20 protein-coding genes are annotated in these 22340 nt (G+C 68.1%); 5 read left to right on the top strand and 15 right to left on the bottom strand.

The genetic code is table 11. From position 1 onward, the window contains the following. Positions 1-220: 220 nt before the first annotated feature. Positions 221-2332: a M13 family metallopeptidase gene (locus N8888_RS02055; protein ID WP_065175391.1), complete on the top strand. Its 2112-nt coding sequence runs from the start codon at positions 221-223 to the stop codon at positions 2330-2332. A gap of 330 nt (positions 2333-2662) precedes the next feature. Continuing rightward, positions 2663-3277, top strand: coding sequence for a hypothetical protein (locus N8888_RS02050; protein ID WP_053518857.1), 615 nt, complete (start codon positions 2663-2665; stop codon positions 3275-3277). A 39-nt stretch (positions 3278-3316) separates the two neighbouring features. On the opposite strand, the gene N8888_RS02045 is transcribed toward N8888_RS02050, so the two are convergent. The 9 genes from N8888_RS02045 to N8888_RS02005 form a co-directional block, all read right to left on the bottom strand. After that, positions 3317-3661 (bottom strand): hypothetical protein, encoded by a 345-nt coding sequence (locus tag N8888_RS02045; RefSeq protein WP_053518860.1) that lies wholly within the window; start codon positions 3659-3661, stop codon positions 3317-3319. Between the two features lie 32 nt (positions 3662-3693). Further along, a complete protein-coding gene (locus N8888_RS02040) occupies positions 3694-4461 on the bottom strand; it encodes a LytR/AlgR family response regulator transcription factor (RefSeq protein ID WP_065182534.1) in 768 nt (255 codons plus the stop codon). Further along, on the bottom strand, positions 4451-5713 hold the full coding sequence (locus N8888_RS02035; protein WP_053518853.1) for a sensor histidine kinase: 1263 nt from the start codon (positions 5711-5713) through the stop codon (positions 4451-4453). The genes N8888_RS02040 and N8888_RS02035 overlap by 11 nt, the downstream gene beginning before the upstream one ends. A gap of 160 nt (positions 5714-5873) precedes the next feature. After that, positions 5874-7523, bottom strand: a complete 1650-nt coding sequence (locus N8888_RS02030; RefSeq protein WP_053518851.1) for a M28 family metallopeptidase — start codon at positions 7521-7523, stop codon at positions 5874-5876. A 54-nt stretch (positions 7524-7577) separates the two neighbouring features. Then, the gene (locus tag N8888_RS02025; RefSeq protein ID WP_053518849.1) at positions 7578-8846 is read right to left on the bottom strand and encodes an RNA polymerase sigma factor; all 1269 of its coding nucleotides are present in this window, start codon (positions 8844-8846) and stop codon (positions 7578-7580) included. A 45-nt stretch (positions 8847-8891) separates the two neighbouring features. Continuing rightward, positions 8892-9248 (bottom strand): DUF1428 domain-containing protein, encoded by a 357-nt coding sequence (locus N8888_RS02020; RefSeq protein WP_053518847.1) that lies wholly within the window; start codon positions 9246-9248, stop codon positions 8892-8894. 30 nt (positions 9249-9278) lie between these two features. Continuing rightward, complete coding sequence (locus N8888_RS02015) at positions 9279-9689, bottom strand: VOC family protein (protein ID WP_263177196.1); 411 nt, start codon at positions 9687-9689, stop codon at positions 9279-9281. A gap of 38 nt (positions 9690-9727) precedes the next feature. After that, on the bottom strand, positions 9728-10150 hold the full coding sequence (locus N8888_RS02010; RefSeq protein ID WP_065182537.1) for a VOC family protein: 423 nt from the start codon (positions 10148-10150) through the stop codon (positions 9728-9730). Positions 10151-10201: 51 nt separating this feature from the next. Then, entirely contained in the window at positions 10202-10615 is a 414-nt protein-coding gene (locus tag N8888_RS02005) for a YciI family protein (protein WP_053518842.1), read from the bottom strand. 186 nt (positions 10616-10801) lie between these two features. Here N8888_RS02005 and N8888_RS02000 point away from each other — a divergent pair, with 186 nt between their 5' ends. Next, the gene (locus tag N8888_RS02000; RefSeq protein ID WP_065175397.1) at positions 10802-11206 is read left to right on the top strand and encodes a YciI family protein; all 405 of its coding nucleotides are present in this window, start codon (positions 10802-10804) and stop codon (positions 11204-11206) included. Here the strand turns inward: N8888_RS02000 and N8888_RS01995 are convergent. From N8888_RS01995 to cycA, 4 genes are all read right to left on the bottom strand, one after another. Further along, positions 11184-13262 (bottom strand): gluconolaconase, encoded by a 2079-nt coding sequence (locus tag N8888_RS01995; RefSeq protein WP_263177194.1) that lies wholly within the window; start codon positions 13260-13262, stop codon positions 11184-11186. The genes N8888_RS02000 and N8888_RS01995 overlap by 23 nt on opposite strands. 9 nt (positions 13263-13271) lie before the next feature. Continuing rightward, positions 13272-14624 carry a hypothetical protein gene (locus N8888_RS01990; RefSeq protein ID WP_263177192.1) on the bottom strand — a complete coding sequence of 451 codons (1353 nt, stop codon included), beginning with the start codon at positions 14622-14624 and terminating at the stop codon, positions 13272-13274. A gap of 133 nt (positions 14625-14757) precedes the next feature. Further along, on the bottom strand, positions 14758-15534 hold the full coding sequence (locus tag N8888_RS01985) for a lytic transglycosylase domain-containing protein (protein WP_065182540.1): 777 nt from the start codon (positions 15532-15534) through the stop codon (positions 14758-14760). A gap of 61 nt (positions 15535-15595) precedes the next feature. After that, complete coding sequence (cycA, locus tag N8888_RS01980; RefSeq protein WP_111186604.1) at positions 15596-16969, bottom strand: D-serine/D-alanine/glycine transporter; 1374 nt, start codon at positions 16967-16969, stop codon at positions 15596-15598. 226 nt (positions 16970-17195) lie between these two features. On the opposite strand from cycA, the gene N8888_RS01975 reads away from it, so the two are divergent. Continuing rightward, a complete protein-coding gene (locus N8888_RS01975) occupies positions 17196-18812 on the top strand; it encodes an EAL domain-containing protein (protein WP_065182542.1) in 1617 nt (538 codons plus the stop codon). Between the two features lie 3 nt (positions 18813-18815). Here the strand turns inward: N8888_RS01975 and N8888_RS01970 are convergent, their stop codons facing one another. Together N8888_RS01970 and N8888_RS01965 are read right to left on the bottom strand one after the other, a co-directional pair. After that, positions 18816-20000 carry an MFS transporter gene (locus tag N8888_RS01970; protein WP_263177188.1) on the bottom strand — a complete coding sequence of 395 codons (1185 nt, stop codon included), beginning with the start codon at positions 19998-20000 and terminating at the stop codon, positions 18816-18818. Beyond that, positions 19997-21175, bottom strand: coding sequence for a serine hydrolase domain-containing protein (locus N8888_RS01965; RefSeq protein ID WP_263177186.1), 1179 nt, complete (start codon positions 21173-21175; stop codon positions 19997-19999). The genes N8888_RS01970 and N8888_RS01965 overlap by 4 nt, the downstream gene beginning before the upstream one ends. Positions 21176-21373: 198 nt before the next feature. On the opposite strand from N8888_RS01965, the gene N8888_RS01960 reads away from it, so the two are divergent. After that, the gene (locus N8888_RS01960; RefSeq protein WP_053518823.1) at positions 21374-22273 is read left to right on the top strand and encodes a LysR family transcriptional regulator; all 900 of its coding nucleotides are present in this window, start codon (positions 21374-21376) and stop codon (positions 22271-22273) included. The last annotated feature ends 67 nt before the right edge of the window (positions 22274-22340 follow it).

Genomic DNA, 22340 nt, shown 5'->3' with positions numbered 1-22340 from the left:
GCGGCCGGCGACTGCCATTCTTGACCGCCGGGCCCGCCACGCCGGATCACCGCCCTGCGTCCGCGCAGGGGTCCGGCATGCAGCATGCACCACGGCGGTGACGGCGTGAAGATCGCCGCACCGCGTTCAGCCAGATCGTGCACAGCCTTGCGCCACAACGGTGCGACCCATCGCATCGGAGCGGATTAGACTTGGCGTTTTCCCGCCGCAAGAGAAGTCCATGTCCAAGCTGCGCCGTCCCACCCTGGCACTGGCCATTGCTGCCAGCCTGTCCCTGGCCGCCTGCGACCGCGCCGCCGATCCGGCGGCCAGTACCGCCGCGCCGGCCGCATCCGCCCCCGCAGCCGCCAAGCCGATGCTGGGCAGCTTCGGCTTCGATGCCAGCGGCATGGATCGCAGCATCGCCGCCGGCGACGATTTCTTCGGCTTCGCCAATGGCACCTGGGTGAAGAACACCCAGATCCCCGCCGACCGCTCGCGCTTCGGCAGCTTCAACGTCATCGCGGAGAAGACCCAGGCCGACACCCGCGCCATCCTCGAAGGCGCTGCCGGCAATGCCCAGGCCAGCGGCGAGGACAAGCTGATCGGCGATTACTACGCCGCCTTCATGGATGAGGCCGGCATCGAGCAGCGCGGTATCGCACCGGTGCAGCCGCAGCTGAAGGCGATCGATGCGATCACTGACAAGGCCGGCCTGGCCCGCGCGCTGGGCGGCGACATGCGCGCCGATGTCGACCTGCTCAATGCCACCAACTTCTACACCGACCGCCTGTTCGGCCTGTGGGTCTCGGTCGATCTGCTGCAGCCGGACCGCACCGCGCCATATCTGGTGCAGGGCGGACTTGGCATGCCCGACCGCGACTTCTATCTGGGCGACGGCCGCATGGCCGAACTGCGCAAGCAGTACCAGGCCTATATCGCGCAGCTCCTGCAGCTGGCCGGCAGCGCCGACCCGGCCGGCAAGGCGCAGCGCATCGTTGCGCTGGAAACGAAGATCGCACAGGCGCACGCCACCCAGGAAGAAACCAACGACGTGACCAAGGGTGCCAACCCCTGGACCCAGGCTGACTTCAACGCCAAGGCCCCGGGCATGGACTGGACCGCCTTCCTCGATGCCGCGGCACTGGGCAAGCAGCAGGACTTCATCGTCTGGCAGCCCAGGGCGGTGGCCGGGCTGTCCAGGCTGGTGGCCACCGAGCCGCTGGAGGTCTGGAAGGATTACCTGGCCTTCCATGCGCTGGATCGCGCCGCGGCGTACCTGCCGAAGAAGTTCGCCGATGCCCGCTTCGCCTTCCACGGCACCGCGCTGAGCGGCACGCCGCAGCAGAGCGATCGCTGGAAGCGCGCGGTGGATGATGCCAACCACGCCGTCGGTGAGGCCATCGGCAAGCGCTATGTCGAGAAGCACTTCGACGCCAGGACCAAGGAGCGCGCGGACGAAATGGCGAAGAACATCATCGCCGCGTTCGCCAGGCGCATCGACGCGCTGTCGTGGATGTCGCCGCAGACCAAGGCCAGCGCCAAGGCAAAGGTGGCCGGCCTGACCGTGGGCATGGGGTATCCGGAAAAATGGCGCGATTACAGCGGTCTGGAAATCCGCCGCGACGACCCGCTGGGCAATGCACAGCGCGCCGAGCTGTTCGAGTACCAGCGCAACATCGCCAAGCTGGGCAAGCCGGTCGACCACGGTGAGTGGGCGATGCTGCCGCAGACCATCAACGCGATGAACGTGCCGCTGGAGAACCGCCTGGTGTTCCCGGCCGCGATCCTGCAGCCGCCGTTCTTCGATGGAGCCGCCGATGATGCGGTGAACTACGGTGCGATCGGTGCAGTGATCGGCCATGAGATCAGCCACGGGTTCGACAATGCTGGCGCGCTGTTCGACGAGACCGGCAAGCTGCACAACTGGTGGACCGCCGAGGACCTGAAGCAGTTCAACGCCGCCGGCGACGCGCTCGCGGCCCAGTTCAGCAGTTACGAGCCGTTCCCCGGCGTGCACGTCAACGGCAAGCTGACGCTGGGCGAGAACATCGCCGACGTCGCCGGTCTCGGAACGGCGTACGACGCCTACCAGCTGTCGCTGCAGGGCAAGCCGGGCCAGACCCTGGAAGGCTTCACCCCGGACCAGCGCTTCTTCCTCGGCTTCGCCCAGGCATGGCGCAGCAAGAGCCGCGAGCAGGCGCTGCGCAATTCGCTGCTGACCGACGTGCACGCGCCGGGCCAGTTCCGCGCGCTCACCGTGCGCAACATCGACGCCTGGTACCCGGCGTTCGAGGTGAAGGAGGGCCAGAAGCTGTACCTGGCCCCCGACAAGCGGGTCAAAGTCTGGTGAGATGAGGGAAACGGGCGCCGCGAGGCGCCCGTTTTCATCCGCACCGGCCTGGCAGGCTGCGCGGTCGGTGCCGATTCAGGCCGAAGACGAGGCCGATTGCCGGGATCCCTGCTCATCCCCGGTTTCATGTGCGCCCGCAGCACGTTTCACCCTGCGACATCCTGTCGCAGGGTGCGGGCACTGTGCTGCATCGCACAAAACTTCACCCGGCCGGACAAGACCCTTACGCCGCTTGGCGTTCCGCCCATTGCACCGCTCGCTGGAAGTGCTAGAACTGAACCCGCCACACCGTCCAACGCTGATCGACGCACGTTCCACAAGGAGCCAGCCATGATTGCTTTGTTCAAGGGTTTGGGAATTCTGCTTCGCGACAACGAGCTCTACAGCAGCCCGTTCGACAAACAGGTCGCGCACTGGCGCAATCTCAGCGAGCAGCAGATCCGCGATGAAGTGGCGGTGCTGGCCCAGGCCAAGTGCCAGTGGCTGATCGCCTCCATCATCGGCTGGCAGGCGGCGTCGCTGGTGATTCTGGGCCTGATCGCCAACTACCTGTGGCGTGACGACTTCCATATCACCTTCACCCGCGTGGTGATCGTGTTCGGCTCATGGGTCTCGATCCTGTTCGTGATCTGGTTCATGGCCAACATGTTCGACCAGCAGGCCGGCTTCGAGCGCTGGATGAAAGCCTTCAACAGCCGGGCCCGCATCAGTTCCAAGGCCGACAGCGTCGAGCATGTGGCCGAGGCGCTGGACCTGGCCGAGCACTACCCGGAAGTGCTGGACTACAAGCAGGCGGTCACCGCCAGGCGCGAGCTGCGCCATGAGGACATCCGCATCATGACCGAGATCGGACGGATGAAGCAGCACTCCGAACTGGTCGGGCGGCTGAACCATGTAGGCGAAACCGAACACCATCACGAACTGACGCTGCAGCCTGCCTACTGACCCTTGCGGAAAACGGGGGGGTCCACAATGCCACCGTGATCACTCACGGTGGCATTGTTCTATCGGGTCCTGGCTGACGCATTGGTGGAAGCCCTCGGGCAGGCCTCGCATGGTTTCGGTTTGGCCTACGGCCACCGAAAAACGCCGCAGGGGCGGCGTGGCGCAGGTGGCCTCGGTGCTGCAGGCCGGGTCCAGCACGAGATAGTGGCACCTGCCACTGCTGCTGGCGATGCATTGGAACCGCGCCTGACCATCAACGACGGTGCCCTTGCTGTACAGCGTGTCCACGCCGTTGGCGCGCGCGCGGGTAATCGAGGAATTACTGGATTTTTCGCAGCCGGCCAGTGCCAGCAGCACAGCACACACAAGCAGCAGACGGGGCATGGTCATTCCTCGGGGCAGATGCAACGTCGCGGCTACATGCCGCGGAACAGGCTCATGAAGGGCTGGCTGACCACCAGCGTTTCCGGCCGCTGGCGCAGGCGCAGCACACCGCGCCCGGTATCGTCGCGGCTGACCGCAGCGACCGATTTCATGTTGACGATGGTCGAGCGGTGGATCTGGCGGAAGTGCTGCGGATCGAGCACTTCCAGCAGTTCGCGCAGCGGGGTGCGCAGCAGGCTCTCGCCGGCGGCGGTGATCACGGTGGTGTACTTGTTGTCCGCGCGGAAGTAGACCACGTCCTCCAGCATGATCAGCTGGGTCTCGCGGCCATTGCTGGCGGTGATCCACGCCAGCGGCGGGCGGTCATCGTTCTGTCCCGGTCCCAGACGCTGCAGCAGGCGTTCCAGCACCGCATCATCGTGGCGCGTGGAGGGCAACCGCGCCAGGATGCGCTCGCGCGTGGCCAGCAGGCGCTCATCGCTGACCGGCTTGAGCAGGTAGTCCATCGCACCCTGTTCGAAGGCATCGATGGCGTACTGGTCGTAGGCGGTGACGAACACCACCTGCGTGCGCGGGCTGAGCTCGGACAGTGCACGCGCGACCTCGATGCCGGTGATGCCCGGCATGCGGATGTCGAGAAACGCGATGTCCGGCTGCTTCTCGGCCAGCTGCTCCAGTGCACTGGCGCCGTCTTCGCACTCGGCCACCAGCTTCAGCTCCGGCCACAGCCGGCGCAGCTGGTCCACCAGCGACTGCCGCAGCAGTTCCTCGTCCTCGGCAATCAGGGCTTCAAGCGGCATGGCTGCGCTCCTTGCTGGATGGCGGCAATGTCATGGTCGCAGCAACGCCGCTGGGGAAATTGGCGACGATCGCTACGCCGGACTGCTCGCCGCAGGTCAGGCGCAGCCGCTCGCGCAGGTTCTTCAGGCCAATGCCGGTGCCACTGGTGGTGCCTTGGCTGAAGCCGAGCCCATCATCGGCCACGGTCACCGTCACGTGGTCGTCGAAGCCGCGCGCCAGGATCCAGATCGTTCCACCTCCGGGCTTGGGCTCCAGGCCGTGCTTGATCGCGTTCTCGACCAGCGTCTGCAGCGCCATCGCCGGCAGCTTCACCGCATGCAGTTCCGGCGGCACCTGCACCTCCACCGCGAGCCTTGCGCCCATGCGGATCCGCAGGATCTCCAGGTACGCGCGGGTACGCTCCAGCTCCACGCCGAGGGTCGACATCGATTCGTCCACCTGCGGCAACGAACTGCGCAGGTACTGGATCAGGTGCCCCAGCATCTGCTCGGCCCGCGCCGGATCGGTGCGGGTCAGCACTTGGGCATTGGCCAGCGTGTTGTACAGGAAGTGCGGCTCGACCTGCGCGTGCAGCAGGTTCAGGCGCGCCACCGACAGCTCCTTTTCCACCTGGGTCTGCTCCGCGGCGGCCTGCTCGGTGCGGCGCTGGTCGGCCACCCGACGGCTGATCGCACGGGTGACCGCTTCGGCATTCTCGTAGTTGCTGCCTTCGTCCAGCGCCAGCAGATCGGCCCACCAGCCCGCATCGGGCTCGAACAGCAGGGTGACGGTACTGGTGCCCTGCCCGGGCGTGACCGTGGCCAGCACACCATTGCGCTTGATCGCCAGCCGCGCGGGCAGGTTCCAGCGCGAGGGCTGGCGGCCGTTCCAGGGGTCGACGCGGCGCACGTAGGCGCGCACCTGCAGGCTGCCGGCCGCGCTTTCCACGTCCTCCACCCGGGGCAGCTCGGCCACGGCCGCCTCGACCACGGCAAAGGCCTGGCCGGCATCCATCGGCAGTTCCACCTGCCGACGCTGGCGCCCGGACAGCGTGCTCGCGTCCAGGCGCCCGGCCACCAGCCAGACCCGGCGCACATGGCTGATCGCACTGCCCAGCGCGGTAATCATCAGGAACATCGCCAGCAGGCCGAAGATCCAGCCCGGGCCATCGTTCATGCCGCTGAAGATGCCGCTCCAGACCATGCCGGCCACGACCAGCGCCGCGGCCCAGGCCAACAGATGACGGAAAATGAGAGTGAGGCTGGCGAACACGGCGGCGCCTTGGTGAAAGGGGTAGGCCGAGCATAGGGCGGCCTGCCGGGCAGACAAGCGGCCTGCGACGAAGTGCGGGAAAGCCGCGATGGAACCCCTCCCGGAAACGCCGAGCGTGGCCCGGCGCTACCGGGGGGGCGGGGCAGCGCCCCGCCTTCCCTTACTTCCGCTGCCCCGCGCTTTCGTCACGCACGGCGCGGAACGACTCGTCCTTGCTCCAGTTCGGCCAGCTGCGCGAGTTCGCCAGCTGGTTGCCCAGGGTGTACAGCACCTCCAGGTCGCGGGCGGCGCCGGCGAACACCCAGTCCGGCTGCCACTCGTCGCCCTGCTGGTGGTAGCGCTTGGCGGTGTAGTCCTCCGACGCCTTCCTGCCAGCAGCCACGCCCCCGTCCACCCAGTCCTGTCCGGCCGACCAGGACAGCGCCGGCACGCCGCGCTTGGCGAACGGGAAATGGTCAGAGCGGAAGAACAGGCCCGCTTCCGGCTTCGGATCGGGCGTATAGCGGATGTCCCAGCCCTTGGCCACCTCTTTCAGCTGGTCCAGCAGCTCGAAGCGCGCGGCACCGTAGATGCCGAAGTCGCGCGAGGGGCCGAACGGCGCCATGCCATCCATGTTGATCACCGCCACGGTCTTCTCCAGCGGATACAACGGGTGGGTCGCGTAGTACTCCGAACCCAGCAGGCCCTTTTCTTCGGCGGTGACCGCCAGGAACAGCAGCGAGCGCTGCGGCTGCTTGCCCTTGGCGAAGCCACGGGCCAGTTCGATCAGCGAAGCGGTGCCACTGGCATTGTCCAGCGCACCGTTGAAGATGCGGTCGCCGCGGGCATCGGGCTCGCCCACGCCGATGTGGTCCCAGTGGGCGCTGTAGATCACGGTCTCGTCCGGGTGGCTGCTGCCTTCCAGCCGCGCCGCCACGTTGTGCGAGGTGATCACCTCGGTCTTCACCGCATACTTCGCGTCCAGGCTGGCGCCGGTCAGCGTGACCGGCGTGAAGTCGCGCTGCTGCGCCTTCTTCTTCAGTGCCTCGAAATCCTGGCCGGCCGCGCGGAACAGGTCCACGGCCAGGTCGCGCTGGATCCAGCCTTCCAGCAGGGGGTGACTGTCGGCCGGGTTGTCGCGCACCACATCGAACATGGTGTTGGTGTTGGAGCCGGCCACCGTTGCCCAGCCGTACGAGGCCGGTGCGGTCTCATGCACGATCAGCACGCCCAGCGCGCCCTGGCGTGCGCCTTCCTCGTACTTGTAGGGCCAGCGGCCGTACCAGGTCATGCCCTTGCCGTCGAAGTCGCCCTTGCCGGTCTCGAAGTCCGGGTCGTTGATCAGCACGACCGCGATCTTGCCCTTCAGGTCCACGCCCTTGAAGTCGTCCCAGTTGCGCTCCGGGGCCTTCACGCCGTAGCCGAGGAAGACCAGCGGCGCCTTGCTGATGTCCACCGTGCTGGCGCCGTTCATCGCCGCGCGCACGGCGATCTGCTTGCCCTGCTCCAGCGCGATGGTCCTGTCGCCCTGATGCAGGGCCAGCTGCGGCGTCCCCACGATGTCGCCCTTGCGCAGCGGCACGGCCTGGGTCCACAGGCGCTTGCCATCCTTCAGGTCGCCACCCGGCTGCAGGCCGGCGTCGGCAAACTGCTTGCTCAGGTAGGCGATGGTCTTCGCTTCGCCCGCCGTGGCCGGCGAACGGCCCTCATACGCGTCCGAGGCCAGTTCCTTCACGTCGGCGGAAATCCGCGCGCCATCGAATTTCGGCGTGGCCGCCATCAGCGCGCCCGACACCGACAGGGCCAGCACGCCCAGTGCTACTCGCTTCATTGCTCTCTCCAGCAGGGAAATCCCAGCCGAGTGTACAAAAGGGGCCCGAGGGATTTAAGGCGCTTTTGGCACTGTCGGATGGGCCCGCGCCAGCAGGTGATCGCGTTCGCGCACGTTGTCGGTGAGCGCGGCAGCGGCCTGGAACGCCTGCCGGGCGTCTTCGACCCGACCCAGGTGCTGCAGCACTTCACCACGGACGACCTGCAACGGTGCGTAGTCACGCAGACGGTCATCGGAGAGCAGCGGCTGCAGATGCGCCCAGGCAGCGAACGCGCCCTCACTGCGCAGGATGGCCACCACCCGGTTCAACGCCACCACAGGCGAAGGCTGGATCTGCAGCAGCCGCGAATACAGCCCGGCGATGCGCGCCCAATCGGTCTGGTCGGCCTGGCGCGCCGTTGCGTGGCACTCGGCAATGCAGGCCTGCAGCACGTAGGGATCGTCGCTACCGCCGGCCGACAGCGCGCGCGCCAGCGCCTGCCGCCCGCGTTCGATCTGCAGCCAGTCCCAGCGTGCGCGGTTCTGCTGGTCCAGCAGCACCGGCCGGCCCTGCGCATCCACCCGCGCCGCGGCGCGCGACGCCTGCAGTTCCATCAGTGCCAGCAGTCCCAGCACGGCGGCGGCCGGCATGCGGTGGGCGAGAATGCGCGCCAGGCGAAGCGCCTCCTCGCACAGCGCTGGTCGCATCCAGTCATCGCCGGCACTGGCGGCGTAGCCTTCGTTGAACACCAGGTAGATCGCTTCCAGCACGGAGGCCAGGCGCGCGGGCAACGCTTCGGCACGCGGCACTTCATAGGGCACCTGCTTCTGCGCGAGCGTGCGCTTGGCGCGCACCACGCGCTGGGCGATGGTCGGTTCCGGCTGCAGGAACGCGCGCGCGATCTCGCTCGTGGTCAGCCCGCCGAGCAGGCGCAGGGTCAGCGCCACGCGCGCGTCGGCGGGCAGTACCGGATGGCACGCCACGAACATCAGGCGCAGCAGATCGTCGCCAAGATCGTCTTCCAGCGCGGTGCTGTCGTCCGGTGCCGGCAGCGCGGCCGGATGCAGTGCCTCGCCCCACTGCGCATGCTGCTGCGCCACCCGCTGGTGCTGGCGCAGCACATCGATGGCCCGGTTGCGCGCAGTGGTCATCAGCCAGGCTCCAGGATTGTCCGGGATGCCCTGCTCCGGCCAACGCTCCAGCGCAGCCAGCCAGGTGTCCTGGGCCAGTTCCTCGGCACGGCCGACATCACCGCCGAGCAGCCGCGCCAGGCGCGCGATCAACACTGGCGATTCCATCCGCCAGAGAGTCTCCAGGCGCTGGGTCAGGGCGGGCTCGTGCATGCGCCGATCACAGCATGCACGCCCCCGCCGCACAAGCACCGGCAGTCACGCTTCGACGATGGGCCTGAAGCCGCCCCAGAACATCCGCCGGGTATCGAACGGCATGTCCTTCGGGCCGATGCCGGCCAGGCGCGGATCGGCCATCACCTTCGCGTTGATGCGGTCACGTGCCGCACGCGATCGGAACACCACGAAGGCCACGATCACGGTCTCGCCCGGCTTGGCCTTCACCGCACGCGGGAACGAGGTCGACGTGCCGGGTTCCACGTCGTCGGCCACGCATTCCATGTACTGAAGCGCACCGTGATCCTTCCACACCGCACCGGCCTTGCGGGCAAGGCGGCGGTAGGCCGCGACCTTGTCCTCGGGGCACGGCAGCACATAGGCATCGACGTAAGCCATGAGCGTTCTCCTGTCGTCGGGCGTGGCCGCTCAGCCCGGCTCGCCGTCCATGTGGACGATTTCCCAGAGATGTCCGTCCAGGTCCTGGAAGCCACGCTGGTACATGAAACCCTCGTCGCGCGCCGGCTGCGGTTCACTGGCACCGGCGGCAAGCGCCTTGTCCACCATCACGTCCACCGCGTTGCGACTGTCGGCGGACAGGCAGGTGATCACCTCGGTCTGCGCCTGCGCGTCGGCAATCGCCTTGGTGGTGAACTGCTGGAAGAACGGCTTGACCAGCAGCATCACGAAGATGCTGTCGCTGACCACCATGCAGGCCGCGTTCTCATCGGTGAACGCCGGGTTGAAGCGGTAGCCCAGTGCGGCGAAGAAGGCCTTGGACTTGTCCAGATCCTGCACGGGCAGGTTGACGAAGATCATCTGCGGTTGCGGTGTGCTCATTGCTCAGGTTCCCTGGGAAATGGAAAGAAGGCGGGCGATCAGGGCTGCTTCATGCAGTTGACCATCCACGGCTTGCCGTAGCGATCGGTCAACATGCCCCAGCGGTGCGCCCAGAACGTCTCGGCGATCGGCATCTGCACCTGGCCCCCATCGGCCAGCGCGGCGAACACGCGCTCGGCCTCCTCGATGCTGTCGACATCGACATTGATGGTGGTCGAGCCGCCTTCGCCGGCACCGGGGCCGTCGGCGGCCATCAGGATGGCACTGCCGATTTCCAGCTGGCTGTGGGCCACGTGGTCAAGGGTGTCGGCCGGCATCTCGTTGCACCCCGGCGAGCCGTCGGAGGGGGGCATGTCGCGGTACTTCATTTCCGAGGTGACCTGGCCACCCAGGGCCTTGGCGTAAAAGGCCATCGCCTCGTGGGCCTGGCCGCTGAAGCCAAGGAAGGGAATCAGTTTCATCGGGGTGCTCCGTTCGGTTGAAGAAGTCGAGTGGTCACGGCGCGGCGCGGTTCAGCCTTCGAGCTGCTCGCGCAGACGCTGTTCCTGCTGCTGTAATTCGGGGGTGAAGGCTTCGCCGAAGTCTTCGGCGGAGATCAGCGGGCGCACCTCGAGCGTGCCACCACTGCCAAAGGGGGCGCGGCTGGCCCATTCCACAGCCTCGTCGAGCGAGCGGACATTCCACAGCCAGAAGCCTGCGATCTGGTCGGCGACGGGCGCGAACGGGCCGCTCTCGACCTGCGGTCCAGCGCCGCCGAAGTGAATGCGGCGGCCACGCGCGGTGGCATGCAGGCCTTCACCGGCCAGCATGATGCCGGCGGCAACCAGCTGTTCGTTGTAGGCGCCCATGGCCGTCAGCTCCTGCTCGCTGGGCAGGCGTCCGGCTTCGGAATCGGCGTTGGCTTTGACGATCACCATGACTTTCATGTGGGTCTCCCGTGGGGCGCAGGTGCGCGCCCTTCACTGTTACAACGAACGAGGGGACGGGGAATCGACAAATTCTGAAAGTTTTTTTTTGGGGGGGCATCGGGCACCGGTCTCCCGCGCTGCAACATGCCCCGGCGCAAACCTGCGCGATCATGCAGGTCCGCCCCGCCCCGCCAGGATCGCGCCATGCAGCAGTACCTGCTTCTGATCTACATCGAACCTGCCTTGCTGCAGGCCCTGCCGACCGAGGCGTTCAACACCTTGATGCGCGACTGCTTGGCCCACGCCGACAGGCTGCAGGCCGAAGGCACGCTGCTGCTGGCGCAGAAACTTCAGCCGGTGGATACCGCGCAGACCCTGCGCGTCCGCGATGGCCACAGCCGGGTGCTGGATGGCCCGTTCGCCGAAACCCGCGAGCTGCTGGCCGGCTTCAATCTCATTGTCGCGCGCGACCGTGACGAGGCGATGCGCATCGCGCGCGAGTTCCCGTGGGCACGGTTCGGCAGCATCGAAGTGCGCCCGCTGGAGGACATGGACGCCGAGCGCGAGCGCTGCGGCGCCCCGCCCGCTATGGCAGCAGCCGTACTCTGACCTCGCGCTTGCCGATGCCCTCGTTGCCGCTGTAGTCGCGCACGCTGGCACGCACGATGTAGTCCCCCGGCGGCAGGGCTGCCGGCTGCCAGCGACCGGTCTCCATCAGGCCATCGCGCACGGTGTTGGTGACCAGGTAGCGGAAACGGGTGACGGCGCTGCCGTGCACCGTGATGCCGCTGTCCGGTGCGTAGGCAACCTTCACGGCGGCATTCTGCGGCGGCATGCGGTTGAACACGATGTTCCAGCGCGGCTGCTCGTAGCCCTGCAGCGGCCGACCGGCCGCATCCAGGATCTGGTAGCCCACCTGGTACGCGCCCAGCCTGCGCCGGGCCAGGTTGTTGTCGACCTGGTCCCAGGCCTCGACCACGATCTGCACGCCCCGTCCCTGCCGCGCGACCATCACGCTGCCGTCGCTCCCCGCCGTCATCAGTTGGTCGTTGGCGTCCAGCAGCGCCACATCGGTGATGCGCGGCGCGAAGTGATCGGCGAAGTTGCGGAACCCCAGTGCGACCGCGTTGGTTTCAAAGCCGCTGGTGCCCACCGCCAGATGCACGTGCGCCTGGCTGTTGATGCTGCCCAGGCGATCGCCCACGTGGATGCGCGTGCCCCGGCGCACGCGGATGCGTTCCAGCGCGCCCTGGTCGTCATACAGCGCCTGCCAGCGCGCGTCGAACGGTTCCCCGCGCGGCGTGCGGCCCACCCGCATGTGGATGTACTTCAGCCGGTCCACCGCCAGCCCTTCGCCCTGCCCGCCCAGGCTCCAGCTGGCCACCGGGCTGCTGATCTTGCCCTCGGCAATGGCCAGCACGGTCTGGCCGACATCGCCGCGCACATCGAAGCCGCCGTGCAGATGGTGCCGGCTCTCACCCCTGAAATTGCCCCGCACCTCACCCAGCGTGCCGACCACTTCGTGCCAGCCCTCCTGCGGTGCCAGCGGCCAGCGCCCGGCCGTGTCCGGCAGCGCTGCGTCAGCGGCGGGTCCAACCAGCGCAGGGGCCGGAAGCTCGCCCACCGGCAGCGGCCGCAGCCGATGCAGCCGGTATCCGGCCGCGTCGGCCACCAGCAGGCTGCCATCCGCATCCAGCGCCAGGCCGCTGGGGCGCGCCAGCCGCGGCAGTCGGTCATTGCCCACCAGTGCGATCTGGTGGCCCTGTGCGGTGACCTGCACCACGCGTCCCTCAAGGTCGCCCACGTACAGCACGCCATCATGGGTCGCGGTCAGCGACAGCGGCCCGTTGATGACCCCGCCACTGCCGACCCACGTGCTGACCGTGCCATCGGCACCGACACGACGCACCGCGTTGTTGAACAGATCCGCCACCAGCAGGACCCCGTGCGCGTCGAAGGCCAACGCCACCGGTGTATCGAACCGCGCCTCACCTCCTGCCGCGTCGATGAAGCCGGGCCGATCGCCCCCGGCGAGGGTGCGCACACTGCCGTCGGTGCCGATCACCCGGATCCGGTCGTTCCAGGTATCGGCCACGTAGATCTGCCCCTGCGCATCCACCGCAATACCCATCGGTGCATCGAAACGTGCCTGCGCGCCGGGACCGTCGGCATACCCCTGCTCGCCGCCGGCCAGCGTGGTCACCTGGCCATCGACGCCAATGCGGCGGATCGCATGGTTGCCGGTGTCGGCCACGTACAGATTGCCCTGTGCATCGGCGGCGATGCCGGACGGCGTGTGGAAGCGTGCCTGCAATGCCGGGCCATCGACGCGACCTTCGCCCTGCCCGGCCACGGTCTCGACGCGGCCATCGGGCAGGCGGCGGCGGATGCGGTTGTTGTCGCCGCCATCGGTGAAGTAGACGCTGCCATCGGCCAGCCGCAGCAGCGCGTAGGGATCGGCGAAGCGCGCCTGCGCGGAGGCCCCATCCCGATCACCCGGATGGCCATCACCGGCCAGCAGTTCGATCTGCGCGGTCCATGCCAGCGGCGTCGGCGCCGGTCCCGCAGGTGTGTCGGGGTGGGGTTCGTCCGGCAGCCAGAAGGTCGCCGCCAATGCACCGGCGGTTGCCACCGCAACCGCCGCCATCCAGTATCGCCGCGCCATCGTGTTCCATCATTCAACGGGGAGCGACGAACTTAGCCAGTAGTTCCACCAATGCCAACCCGCATCGGCCTCAGCCGCACGCTCGGGTGCTGTTGCAGCGCGCACTTTGATTTCGTCAGGCCAGGCATCGCTGTGCTTCAGCGGCCCTACCCTGCGCTCGCACAGCGCAGCCTGGTTGGCCGGCTCCAGCGCGGTGTCGAGCAGCAGCGCGTCCGCGAACAGCTTCCAGTCGCCATCCTGCATGTAGGACGCTACCGGATGTGGATGCGATTTCAGCGCGGGCTGCGGAAACGCGACGGCCCACACCTGCTTTCGCCCGTGCGATTCGCTGCTGCGCAGGTCGCGCCGTACCGCTGCGCAGGAATAGCGGATGTGGGTGGCCATGCAGGTGTTGCCCGCCATCCTGCACGACCCCAGCCGGCGGCCCTTGCCGGTGGCGAAATCGTGCCGGCTCAGGCCCAGGATCAACCGGTCGGGGATCGTGCCGAAGGTCTGCTCCAGGCGCGGATGATGGTAGTTGGCCATCGCCGTCGGCGGCTGCGCCGGCACCAGCATGGCCATGCGCAGGTTGCGCAGCGGCGGGAATCCATAGCCATCCAGACCGGCAGCGCGACGGTAGTAGGCGTCCTGCATGCCGCGCAGCGGCGAAGAGCCGTTGCCCAATGCGTTGTTCATCACGTACGCACCCGAGCTGTGGGTGAACACCCGCAACGGCATGTCCGTGTTGTCCACACCCGCCAGCACCCTGCGCAGCTCCAGTCCCACGTAGGGCCCGTTGAGCTGGGCGGCGCCCCAGATCAGGAACGCGTTGCCATGCATGCCATCCCAGTACACGCGCACGAATGACAACGTCTGCCCGCTGGCCGCCCCGCGCTCGCGGAAATCACGCTCCACCCGTTCGTACCAGGCGGCCGCCTCGCGGTAGTCGTTGTTGTAGCCGTGCACCAGCAGCACCACCACACGGCCGTCCTCCGCCGCACGATCCAGCTGCTGCGAGGCGCGCGCACGCAGCACCTGCTGGATCTGCTGCCAGGTGTCAGTGAAGGCGGCGTCGGGCGTCACCCCGGTATCGGCAAGCAGGCTGCGCCACGCCTCTGCCGAGGCAGCACCTGGCACCGCCGACTGCTGGTAGAGATGCCGGAGCGTCGCGAACTCCGCCGACGACGGGCGTGCCCCTTCCAGCATCTGCTGCACCGGCACCGCCACGCTGGCTGCGGGGTAGAGACTGCCCTCACGGTCCAGGAACAGCGCGGTTGCGTCCTGTCGTCGTTCGGCATCGCGATACAACACGTTCTTGCTGGCACAGCCATTGCATGCGATCGCGAACAGCAATGCCGCGACCACGCTCCTGATAGGCTTCATGCACATCCCCCTGTGGATTCGATGCTGCAGGCCGGATTGTCCCTCGACGCCCAGGCCGGCGCTCCCCCGCCCACCCGTGCAGCGCCATCCTGCCGCGGCCGAGGGGCGCCCACAATCACCGTCCGACGAGTGGCTACTTTGCCGGCACCTCGATGCGGATGCCCATCGCCTCGCGATAGCGCGTGTACAACGCCATCACCTTGTCCACGTAGGCCAGCGTTTCCGCGTAGGGCGGTACGCCCTTGTAGCGGGTCACCGCGCCGATGCCGGCGTTGTACGCGGCCGCCGCAAGCGTGCGGTCGCCGTTGTAGCGGCGCAGCAGCGCGCGCATGTAGCGCGCGCCACCGTCGATCGACTGCTGTGGCGAGAACGGGTCGCTCACCCCGTACTCCAGTGCAGTCTCGGGCATGAGCTGCATCACGCCCTGGGCGCCCTTGCTGGACACCGCCAGCGCGTCGAAGTTGCTTTCGGCGTGGGCGATGGCACGCAGCCAGGCATCATCAACACCGGTCGCCTTCGCTGCCGCCCTGAACTGCCGCGCGTGCGGCGCCAGCTGCGGCTTGCCGACCCGGCCCAGGCCCTCATGCGCAGGCTCGCCCGGCGGCGTGGCCACGGTGAATTTCAGGAACACCCGCGAGCCCGGCAGATTGCGGGTGGAATAGACCAGCCGGCCGTCCTGCTCGCGTTCGTACAGCACGCCGCTGAACACCCCCATGTTGCCCCACAGGTTCGGGGTCTGGATGGCGTTGTCGTCGATATCGCGCGCGGTGCAGCGCGACCCGGGTTCCGGCGCGGTGGCCAGGCTGACGGTGTTGCCCTGCACGCAGCGGTACACCGTGCGCGCAGCCGCCGTCCCGGCCCACAGGAGGGACAGCAGCATCAGCGCAGCGAGGACGGGGCGGCGGGTCATGGCGGCCGGATCATCCGGCCGCCCCCGCTAACGATGGGTGAATGCGGTGGCGGCCGCGCCCCTAGCGGGCCATCCGGCTGCGCAGCGCATAGCCCACGCCCAACAGCACGAACCACGCCGGGCTCGCGATCAGGGCCTGGCGGGTATCGGCCTGCAGGCTCAACAGGACCAGCACGCCCGCGAAGAACACCAGGCACGCCCAGCACATCGCCACGCCACCGGGCATCTTGAAGATCGAGGCCGCGTGGCGCTGCGGGTAACGGCGGCGGTAGACCATGTAGGCCACCAGGATCAGCGACCAGACGAAGATGAAAAGCACCGTCGCCAGCGTCGTCACCAGGGTGAAGGCGGTCACCAGATTCGGGATCAGGTAGATCAGCAGCGTGCCGCCCAGCAGGCACAGGCAGGAGAACAGCAGCCCGCGGGCCGGCACCGCCGCGCGCGACAGTTTCGACAGGCCGCGCGGCGCGTGGCCTTCTTCCGCCAGGCCATACAGCATGCGGCTGGTGGAGAAGATGCCGCTGTTGGCCGAGGACGTTGCCGAGGTCAGCACCACGAAATTGATCAGGCTGGCGGCGGCAGGGATCCCGGCCAATACGAACAGCTGCACGAACGGGCTCTTGTCCGGCACCACCTGCCGCCACGGCGTCACTGCCATGATCGCCACCAGCGCAAGCACGTAGAAGATGATGATGCGCACCGGGATCGAGTTGATCGCCTTGGGCAGGTTGCGCTCCGGGTCGGCGGTTTCAGCGGCGGTGGTTCCCACCAGCTCGATGCCGACGAAGGCGAACACCGCGATCTGGAAACCGGCAAAGAAGCCGACCAGTCCCATCGGGAACATGCCACCGTCGTTCCACAGGTTGGCCAGCGAGGCGGTGTGCCCGCTGGGCGAGGTGAAGCCCCACGCCACCAGGCCGGCGCCGGTGATGATCAGCGCGCAGATCGCCACGATCTTGATCAGCGCGAACCAGAACTCCATCTCACCGAACAGCTTCACTGTCACCAGATTCAGCCCCAGCAGCAACAGCACGCACATCAGTGCCGGAATCCACGCATCCAGTCCGGGGAACCAGAACTGTGCGTACGCAGCGATGGCGATGACATCGGCGATGGCGGTGACGATCCAGCAGAACCAGTAGGTCCATCCACAGAAGAAGCCGGCCCAGGGCCCGAGCAGATCGGTGGAAAAATCGATGAAGGATTTGTACTGCAGGTTGGACAGCAGCAGTTCCCCCATCGCGCGCATGACGAAGAACAGCATCGCGCCGATGATCAGGTAGACGAACACGATGGACGGGCCGGCCAGGCTGATGGTCTTGCCCGATCCCATGAACAGACCGGTGCCGATGGCACCGCCGATGGCAATCAGCTGAAGGTGGCGGTTGGACAGGCTGCGGCGCAGATGCTCGGGGGGCTGGGCAGGGTCGGTCATGGCGCGGAATCGGCGGGCGAAGCGTCCGACGGTAGTCCTCCCGGGCCGGTTGCGCCAGCTGGGGACGGGCTGAATCCGGCAAAGTTGGCCGCTTTCACCACAATGTGACCGAATACCTGATTCGTCCCATTCCGCCCGGCGCGGCGGCATGCTCAGATAGCCGCATCTGCCCAAGGATCGGCCCGACCATGCGCCCTGCCCTGCCTGCCTTGCTGGAGCCCCGGACGTGAGCCGACTGCGGATCATCATCGGGGGAACCGCGCTGGCGCTGCTGGCGGCGGCCATTCCCATCGCCGTCATGGCCTACGCCACGTGGGACCGCGCCGTGAGCGTGGAGCAGCAGCGCCTGCATGACATCGCCGAACGCACCCTGCGGCGTGCGGACCTGTCCTACCAGGAAGCGCTGGCCGCACTGAAATCCGCCGAGGCCACCGCACTCCCCGCCTGCAGCCCGGAGCACATCCGGCGCATGCAGACGCTGGTGATGACCACCCCTTCGGCCGATCAGCTGGGCTATTTCGAAGGCGGCAAACTGCGGTGCACCTCATGGGGGCCGTTCCTGTCCGACGTGAACCAGCCCAGGCCGGACCACGTCACCAGCGACGGCGCCGGCATCGCGGTCGATGTGCGTCCCGAGACCAGCGGCCGCCGCAAGGTGCTGTCGATCCTGTATGGCTCCTACGACGTACTGGTCGATCCCCGCCGCTTCGTCGATGTCATCGTTGATCCGAACGTGCGGCTGGCCCTGGCCAGCCCCGACGGCCGCCTGCTGGCCCGGCAGAACGACATGGATCCGGCGCTGCTGCAGAGCCTGCTGCGCGATCCCGGCATTGGTCTGGACCAGAACACGCTGTACGCCACCGCTCGCAATGAAGAATGGCTGGCCATCGCCACCACCCCGCGGACCGCGCTCACCGCCAGCTTCCGCCAGCAGGCGTGGCTGTTCGTGCCGCTGGGCGTGCTGCTGGCCGCCGCCGGTGCCGGCCTGGTGATCTGGTTGTCGCGCCGCCGGCTGTCGCTGCGGGGTGAACTGGCCACCGCCATCCGCCGTCGCGAGCTGTACCTGCATTACCAGCCGATCATCGAACTGGACACCGGCATCTGCGTGGGCGCCGAAGCGCTGGTGCGCTGGCAGCGTCCGGACGGCACCCAGGTGCGTCCGGACCTGTTCATTCCGCTGGCCGAAGAGGCCGGCATGATCGGCGATGTCACCGATCTGGTGATCGAGAACGTGGTGCGCGACCTGCGCGAACTGCTGGTCGGCGATCGCAGCGCGCACGTGGCGATCAACCTGGCGGCCGAAGACATCAGCAGCGGCCGCGCGTTGAAGATGATCGCCAAGCACATGACCGGCAGCGGCATCCTGCCGCAGCAGATCTGGATGGAGGCCACCGAGCGCGGCTTCCTCGACCTGGACCGCGCCCGCACGATGCTGGCCGCGGCGCGCCGCGCCGGGCACAGCGTCGCCATCGACGATTTCGGCGTGGGCTATTCCAGCCTGCAGTACCTGGCACAGCTGCCACTGGATGCGCTGAAGATCGACAAGTCCTTCGTCGATGCGATCGGCACCGACAGTGCCACCAGCCCGGTCACCCCGCACATCATCGGTATGGCACGCGAGCTGGGCCTGTGGGTCGTGGCCGAAGGCGTGGAGACAGAAGCACAGCTGGCCTATCTGCACGGCCAGAAGGTGCAGTTCGGGCAGGGCTGGCTGTTCTCCCGGCCGCTGCCACGCGACGAATTCGTGGCGTTCCACCACAAGCGGCAGCAGCGCTACGGCGCAGCGCGCGAACAGATGCAGAACCCGCGCAGCGTACCGATCGAACAGGAGCCACTGCCGTAAGCGTTACGCCCAGGCCTTCGGGCGTGCGATCAGCCACGCCGCACTTGCCGCCAGCAACAGCAGCGGCAGCCAGCCCAGATGGCGCGCGTCGCCGGACTGCAGCACCAGGCCACCGGCCACGCCGCCGGCCGCAATGGCCAGGTTCCAGCCTGTCACCAGCATCGACTGTGCAAGGTCGGCCGCCGCGCCGGCGCGCCGCGCCAGTGCCGTCTGGAACAGGGTCGGCACTGCACCGAACGCCATACCCCACACGATCGTCGCCAGCAGCAGTGCGGTCGCGCTCACCGGCCACAACAGCAGCGCCATGACGGCGGCGATGAAGCCCAGCACCGTGCTCCAGACCAGCGCATGCAGGTGGCGGTCCACACCCCAGCCAGCGATCGCGATACCGACAAGGGCCGCCATGCCGAACGCCAGCAGCAGGCGGTCCAGCCAGGCCCCCGCACCGGCCTGCAAGGCCAGAGGCTCGATGTAGGTGTACAGCACGTTGTGCGCGAGTACGTACAGCGCCATCACCAGCAAGGTGCTGCGCACGCCCGGCATGCGCCATACCGCAGCCAGCGACACACGCCGTCCGGAGCCGGCTGCGGGCAGGGCCGGCAGGGCCCAGCGCGCATAGACCAGCAGCAGCACCGCCAGCACGCTCATCAGGGCGAACGCCCAGCGCCACCCGATCTGCTGGCCCAGCAGGGTACCGGCTGGCACGCCCAGTGACAGGGCCAACGGCGATCCGATCATCGCCACCGCGATGGCCCGTCCCTGCAGCTCAGGCACCACCATGCGCGCGGCGTAACCTGCCACCAGCGACCACAGCAGGCCGCCACTGACGCCGGCCAGGAAGCGCGCCGCCAGAATCAGCGCGTAGCTGCTGCTCAACGCGGTCAGCGTATTGACCAGCACGAAGCCGGCGATCGCGGCCAGCAACAGGGGACGACGCGGCAAACGCTGGGTCAGCGCGGTCATCGGCAGCGCCGCCAGTACCGAACCCAGCGCGTACACGCTGACCAGCTGACCCACCGCCGCATCGCTCACACCCAGGCTGGCGCCCATCGGACGCAGCACCCCGGCCGGCAGTGTTTCCGTCAGCAGGGTGATGAAGGCACCGCCGGCCAGCGCCAGCAGGCCGACCCAGGGCAGGCGCGAGGCCGCACCCGCGGGGGCTGCCGCATCGATCGCGTGGCCACTCATCGTGCAGCCTCCAGATCGGCGTAGATCGCATCGCGCAGTTCATCCACGAATGCACCGTCCATGCCCTCGTACAGCGTATTGGTCAGCGCCACCACGCTCAGGCCCCGTGCCGGGTCGACGAACCAGCTGTGGCCGTACGCACCGCCCCAGCGCCAGCTGCCTGGCGCCTGCGGCGTTGCGCCGGCAACCGCATCGCGCAGCACGGCAAATCCCAGGCCGAAGCCCCAGCCTGCCGGCTCCGGCGGCCCCGCCTCACCCACCTGCGGCGTGCCCATCTGCGCCAGCAGCGGGGCCGGCAGCAGCGCAGGCGCCTGCCCGTCGCGCAGCGCCTCGAGCACGGTTATCAGGTCGTCGGCCGTGCCGACCAGGCCCGCGCCGGCCGATGGATAGCGGCTGGCATCGGTGGCCCGGGCCAGGCTGTACTCGATACCGACCGTTTCCGGGAACACCGGCACGACCTCGCCCTCGCGCAGGCGGTGCGGCAGCGGGTCGTCGCTGACATAGGGCGTGGCCAGGCGGCTCGCGTCGCCGGTTGCGAAGGCGGTGTCGCGCAGGCCAAGCGGCGTCGCCAGCAGGCGCTCGAACAGCACCTGCAGGGTCTCGCCCGTTGCGGCTTCGGCCACCGCCCCGGCCACGTCCACGCCCAGCGAGTACATCCACTGGCTGCCCGGCGGGAACAGCAGGGGCACCTGTGCGATACGCCGCACGTTGTCGGCCAGCGACAGCGGATTGGCATCCATGCCATCACTGACGCCGGCCCGCGCGTAGGGGCCGTGCGCATCGGCTTCCAGGAAGCGGTAGCCCAGGCCGCTGCTGTGACTGAGCAGCTGGCGCAGGCTGATGGCCGGGGTGCTGCCGTCGGCGAGCGCCGGCCGGAAATCGGGCAGCCAGCGCTGCACGGGCGCATCCAGATCAAGCACGCCCTCGGCGACCAGGCGCAGGATCACCACCGTCAGCAGAGGCTTGCTCACCGATGCCAGGCGGAACAGATGGTCACGGCGCATCGGTTCCCCGCGTTCACGGTCGGCCAGGCCGGTGGCGCTGGCGTGGCGCAGCACCCCGTGCACGCGCACCTGCACGACCGCACCGACCAGCCGATGAGGGTGCACCTGCTGCAGCAGGCGCTGCACCGACGGCAGGGCGGGTTCAGTCACTGGGGAAAGAGCGGCATTCATGGCGGCAGTCCGTGGGGGGAGAGGCCGCCACCTTAGGCAGCCTGGACGCCGGCAAAAAGCCGGTTGCCGCTCCGCGCATCATGGACCGGGGAGTCCGCAATGGGCATGATGCCCGGAACCGGAAGGCCATCATCGCGCGTCAACGCGCTGCATCACGGTGTTGCATTTCCCCCCGCCGCTGCCCTGCCTGCCACGCCCATGTCCGTTCTCGACAATCTCGCCAACCTGCAGACCTTCGTGCATGCCGCCGACACCCGCAGCTTCGTCGAAACCGGGCGCCTGCAGGGCATTTCCGCCTCCGCGGCGGGCAAATGCGTGGCCCGGCTGGAACAGGCCCTGGGCGTACGCCTGTTCCACCGCAGTACGCGCAGCATCACCCTCACCGCGGAGGGCCAGCTGTTCCTGGCCCGTTGCCGGCGCATCCTCGACGAGCGCGATGCCGCGCGTACCGAACTGGCGCAACCGCATGCCACGCCCAGTGGCACCCTGCGCATCAGCCTGCCGCTGGTCGGCGACCTCACCCTGCCGCTGATGGCCGAATTCATGGCGGCGTATCCGGACATCCGCCTCGACCTGGACTTCAGTGACCGCCTGGTGGACGTGATCGAAGAAGGCTTCGACGCAGTACTGCGCGTGGGTGAGCCCAGCGATTCGCGCATGAACGCGCGTCGGATGGGGGTGTTTCCCCGGCGTGTCGTTGCCTCGCCTGCCTATCTGCAGCGGCGTGGCACGCCCCGCACCCCGGCCGACCTGCTGCAGCACACGCTGCTGCACTACCGCTTCCCCAGCAGCGGCAAGCTGGAGCCATGGCCGATCCACTGGCCCGAAGGCGAACCCGTGCAGGAACTGCCCGTGCACATGGTCGCCAACACCATCGAAGCCCGCGTGGCCCTGGCCCTGCGCGATGTCGGCCTGGCCTTCGTACCCGTGCATTCAGTGCGCGATACGCTGGCCGACGGGCGCCTGGTGACGGTGCTGGACGAGTACGTGCACTCCTGCGGCACCTTCCACCTGCTGTGGCCCTCGGGGCGCCACGTACTGCCGAAGCTGCGCGTGTTCATCGACTTCGTCGGCGCGCGCCTGGACACCGTGCCGTAGCCACGCCGCGGCGCGACCGTTCAGCCGCCGGCGCTATACTGGCCGCTCATTCCTCCTTGAGGCTCGC

The sequence above is a fragment of the Stenotrophomonas maltophilia genome (assembly GCF_025642255.1).
Lineage (GTDB): Bacteria > Pseudomonadota > Gammaproteobacteria > Xanthomonadales > Xanthomonadaceae > Stenotrophomonas > Stenotrophomonas maltophilia_P.
The sequence above is the reverse complement of the archived record's forward strand: the minus strand, read 5'-3'. Positions and strand labels throughout refer to the sequence as shown.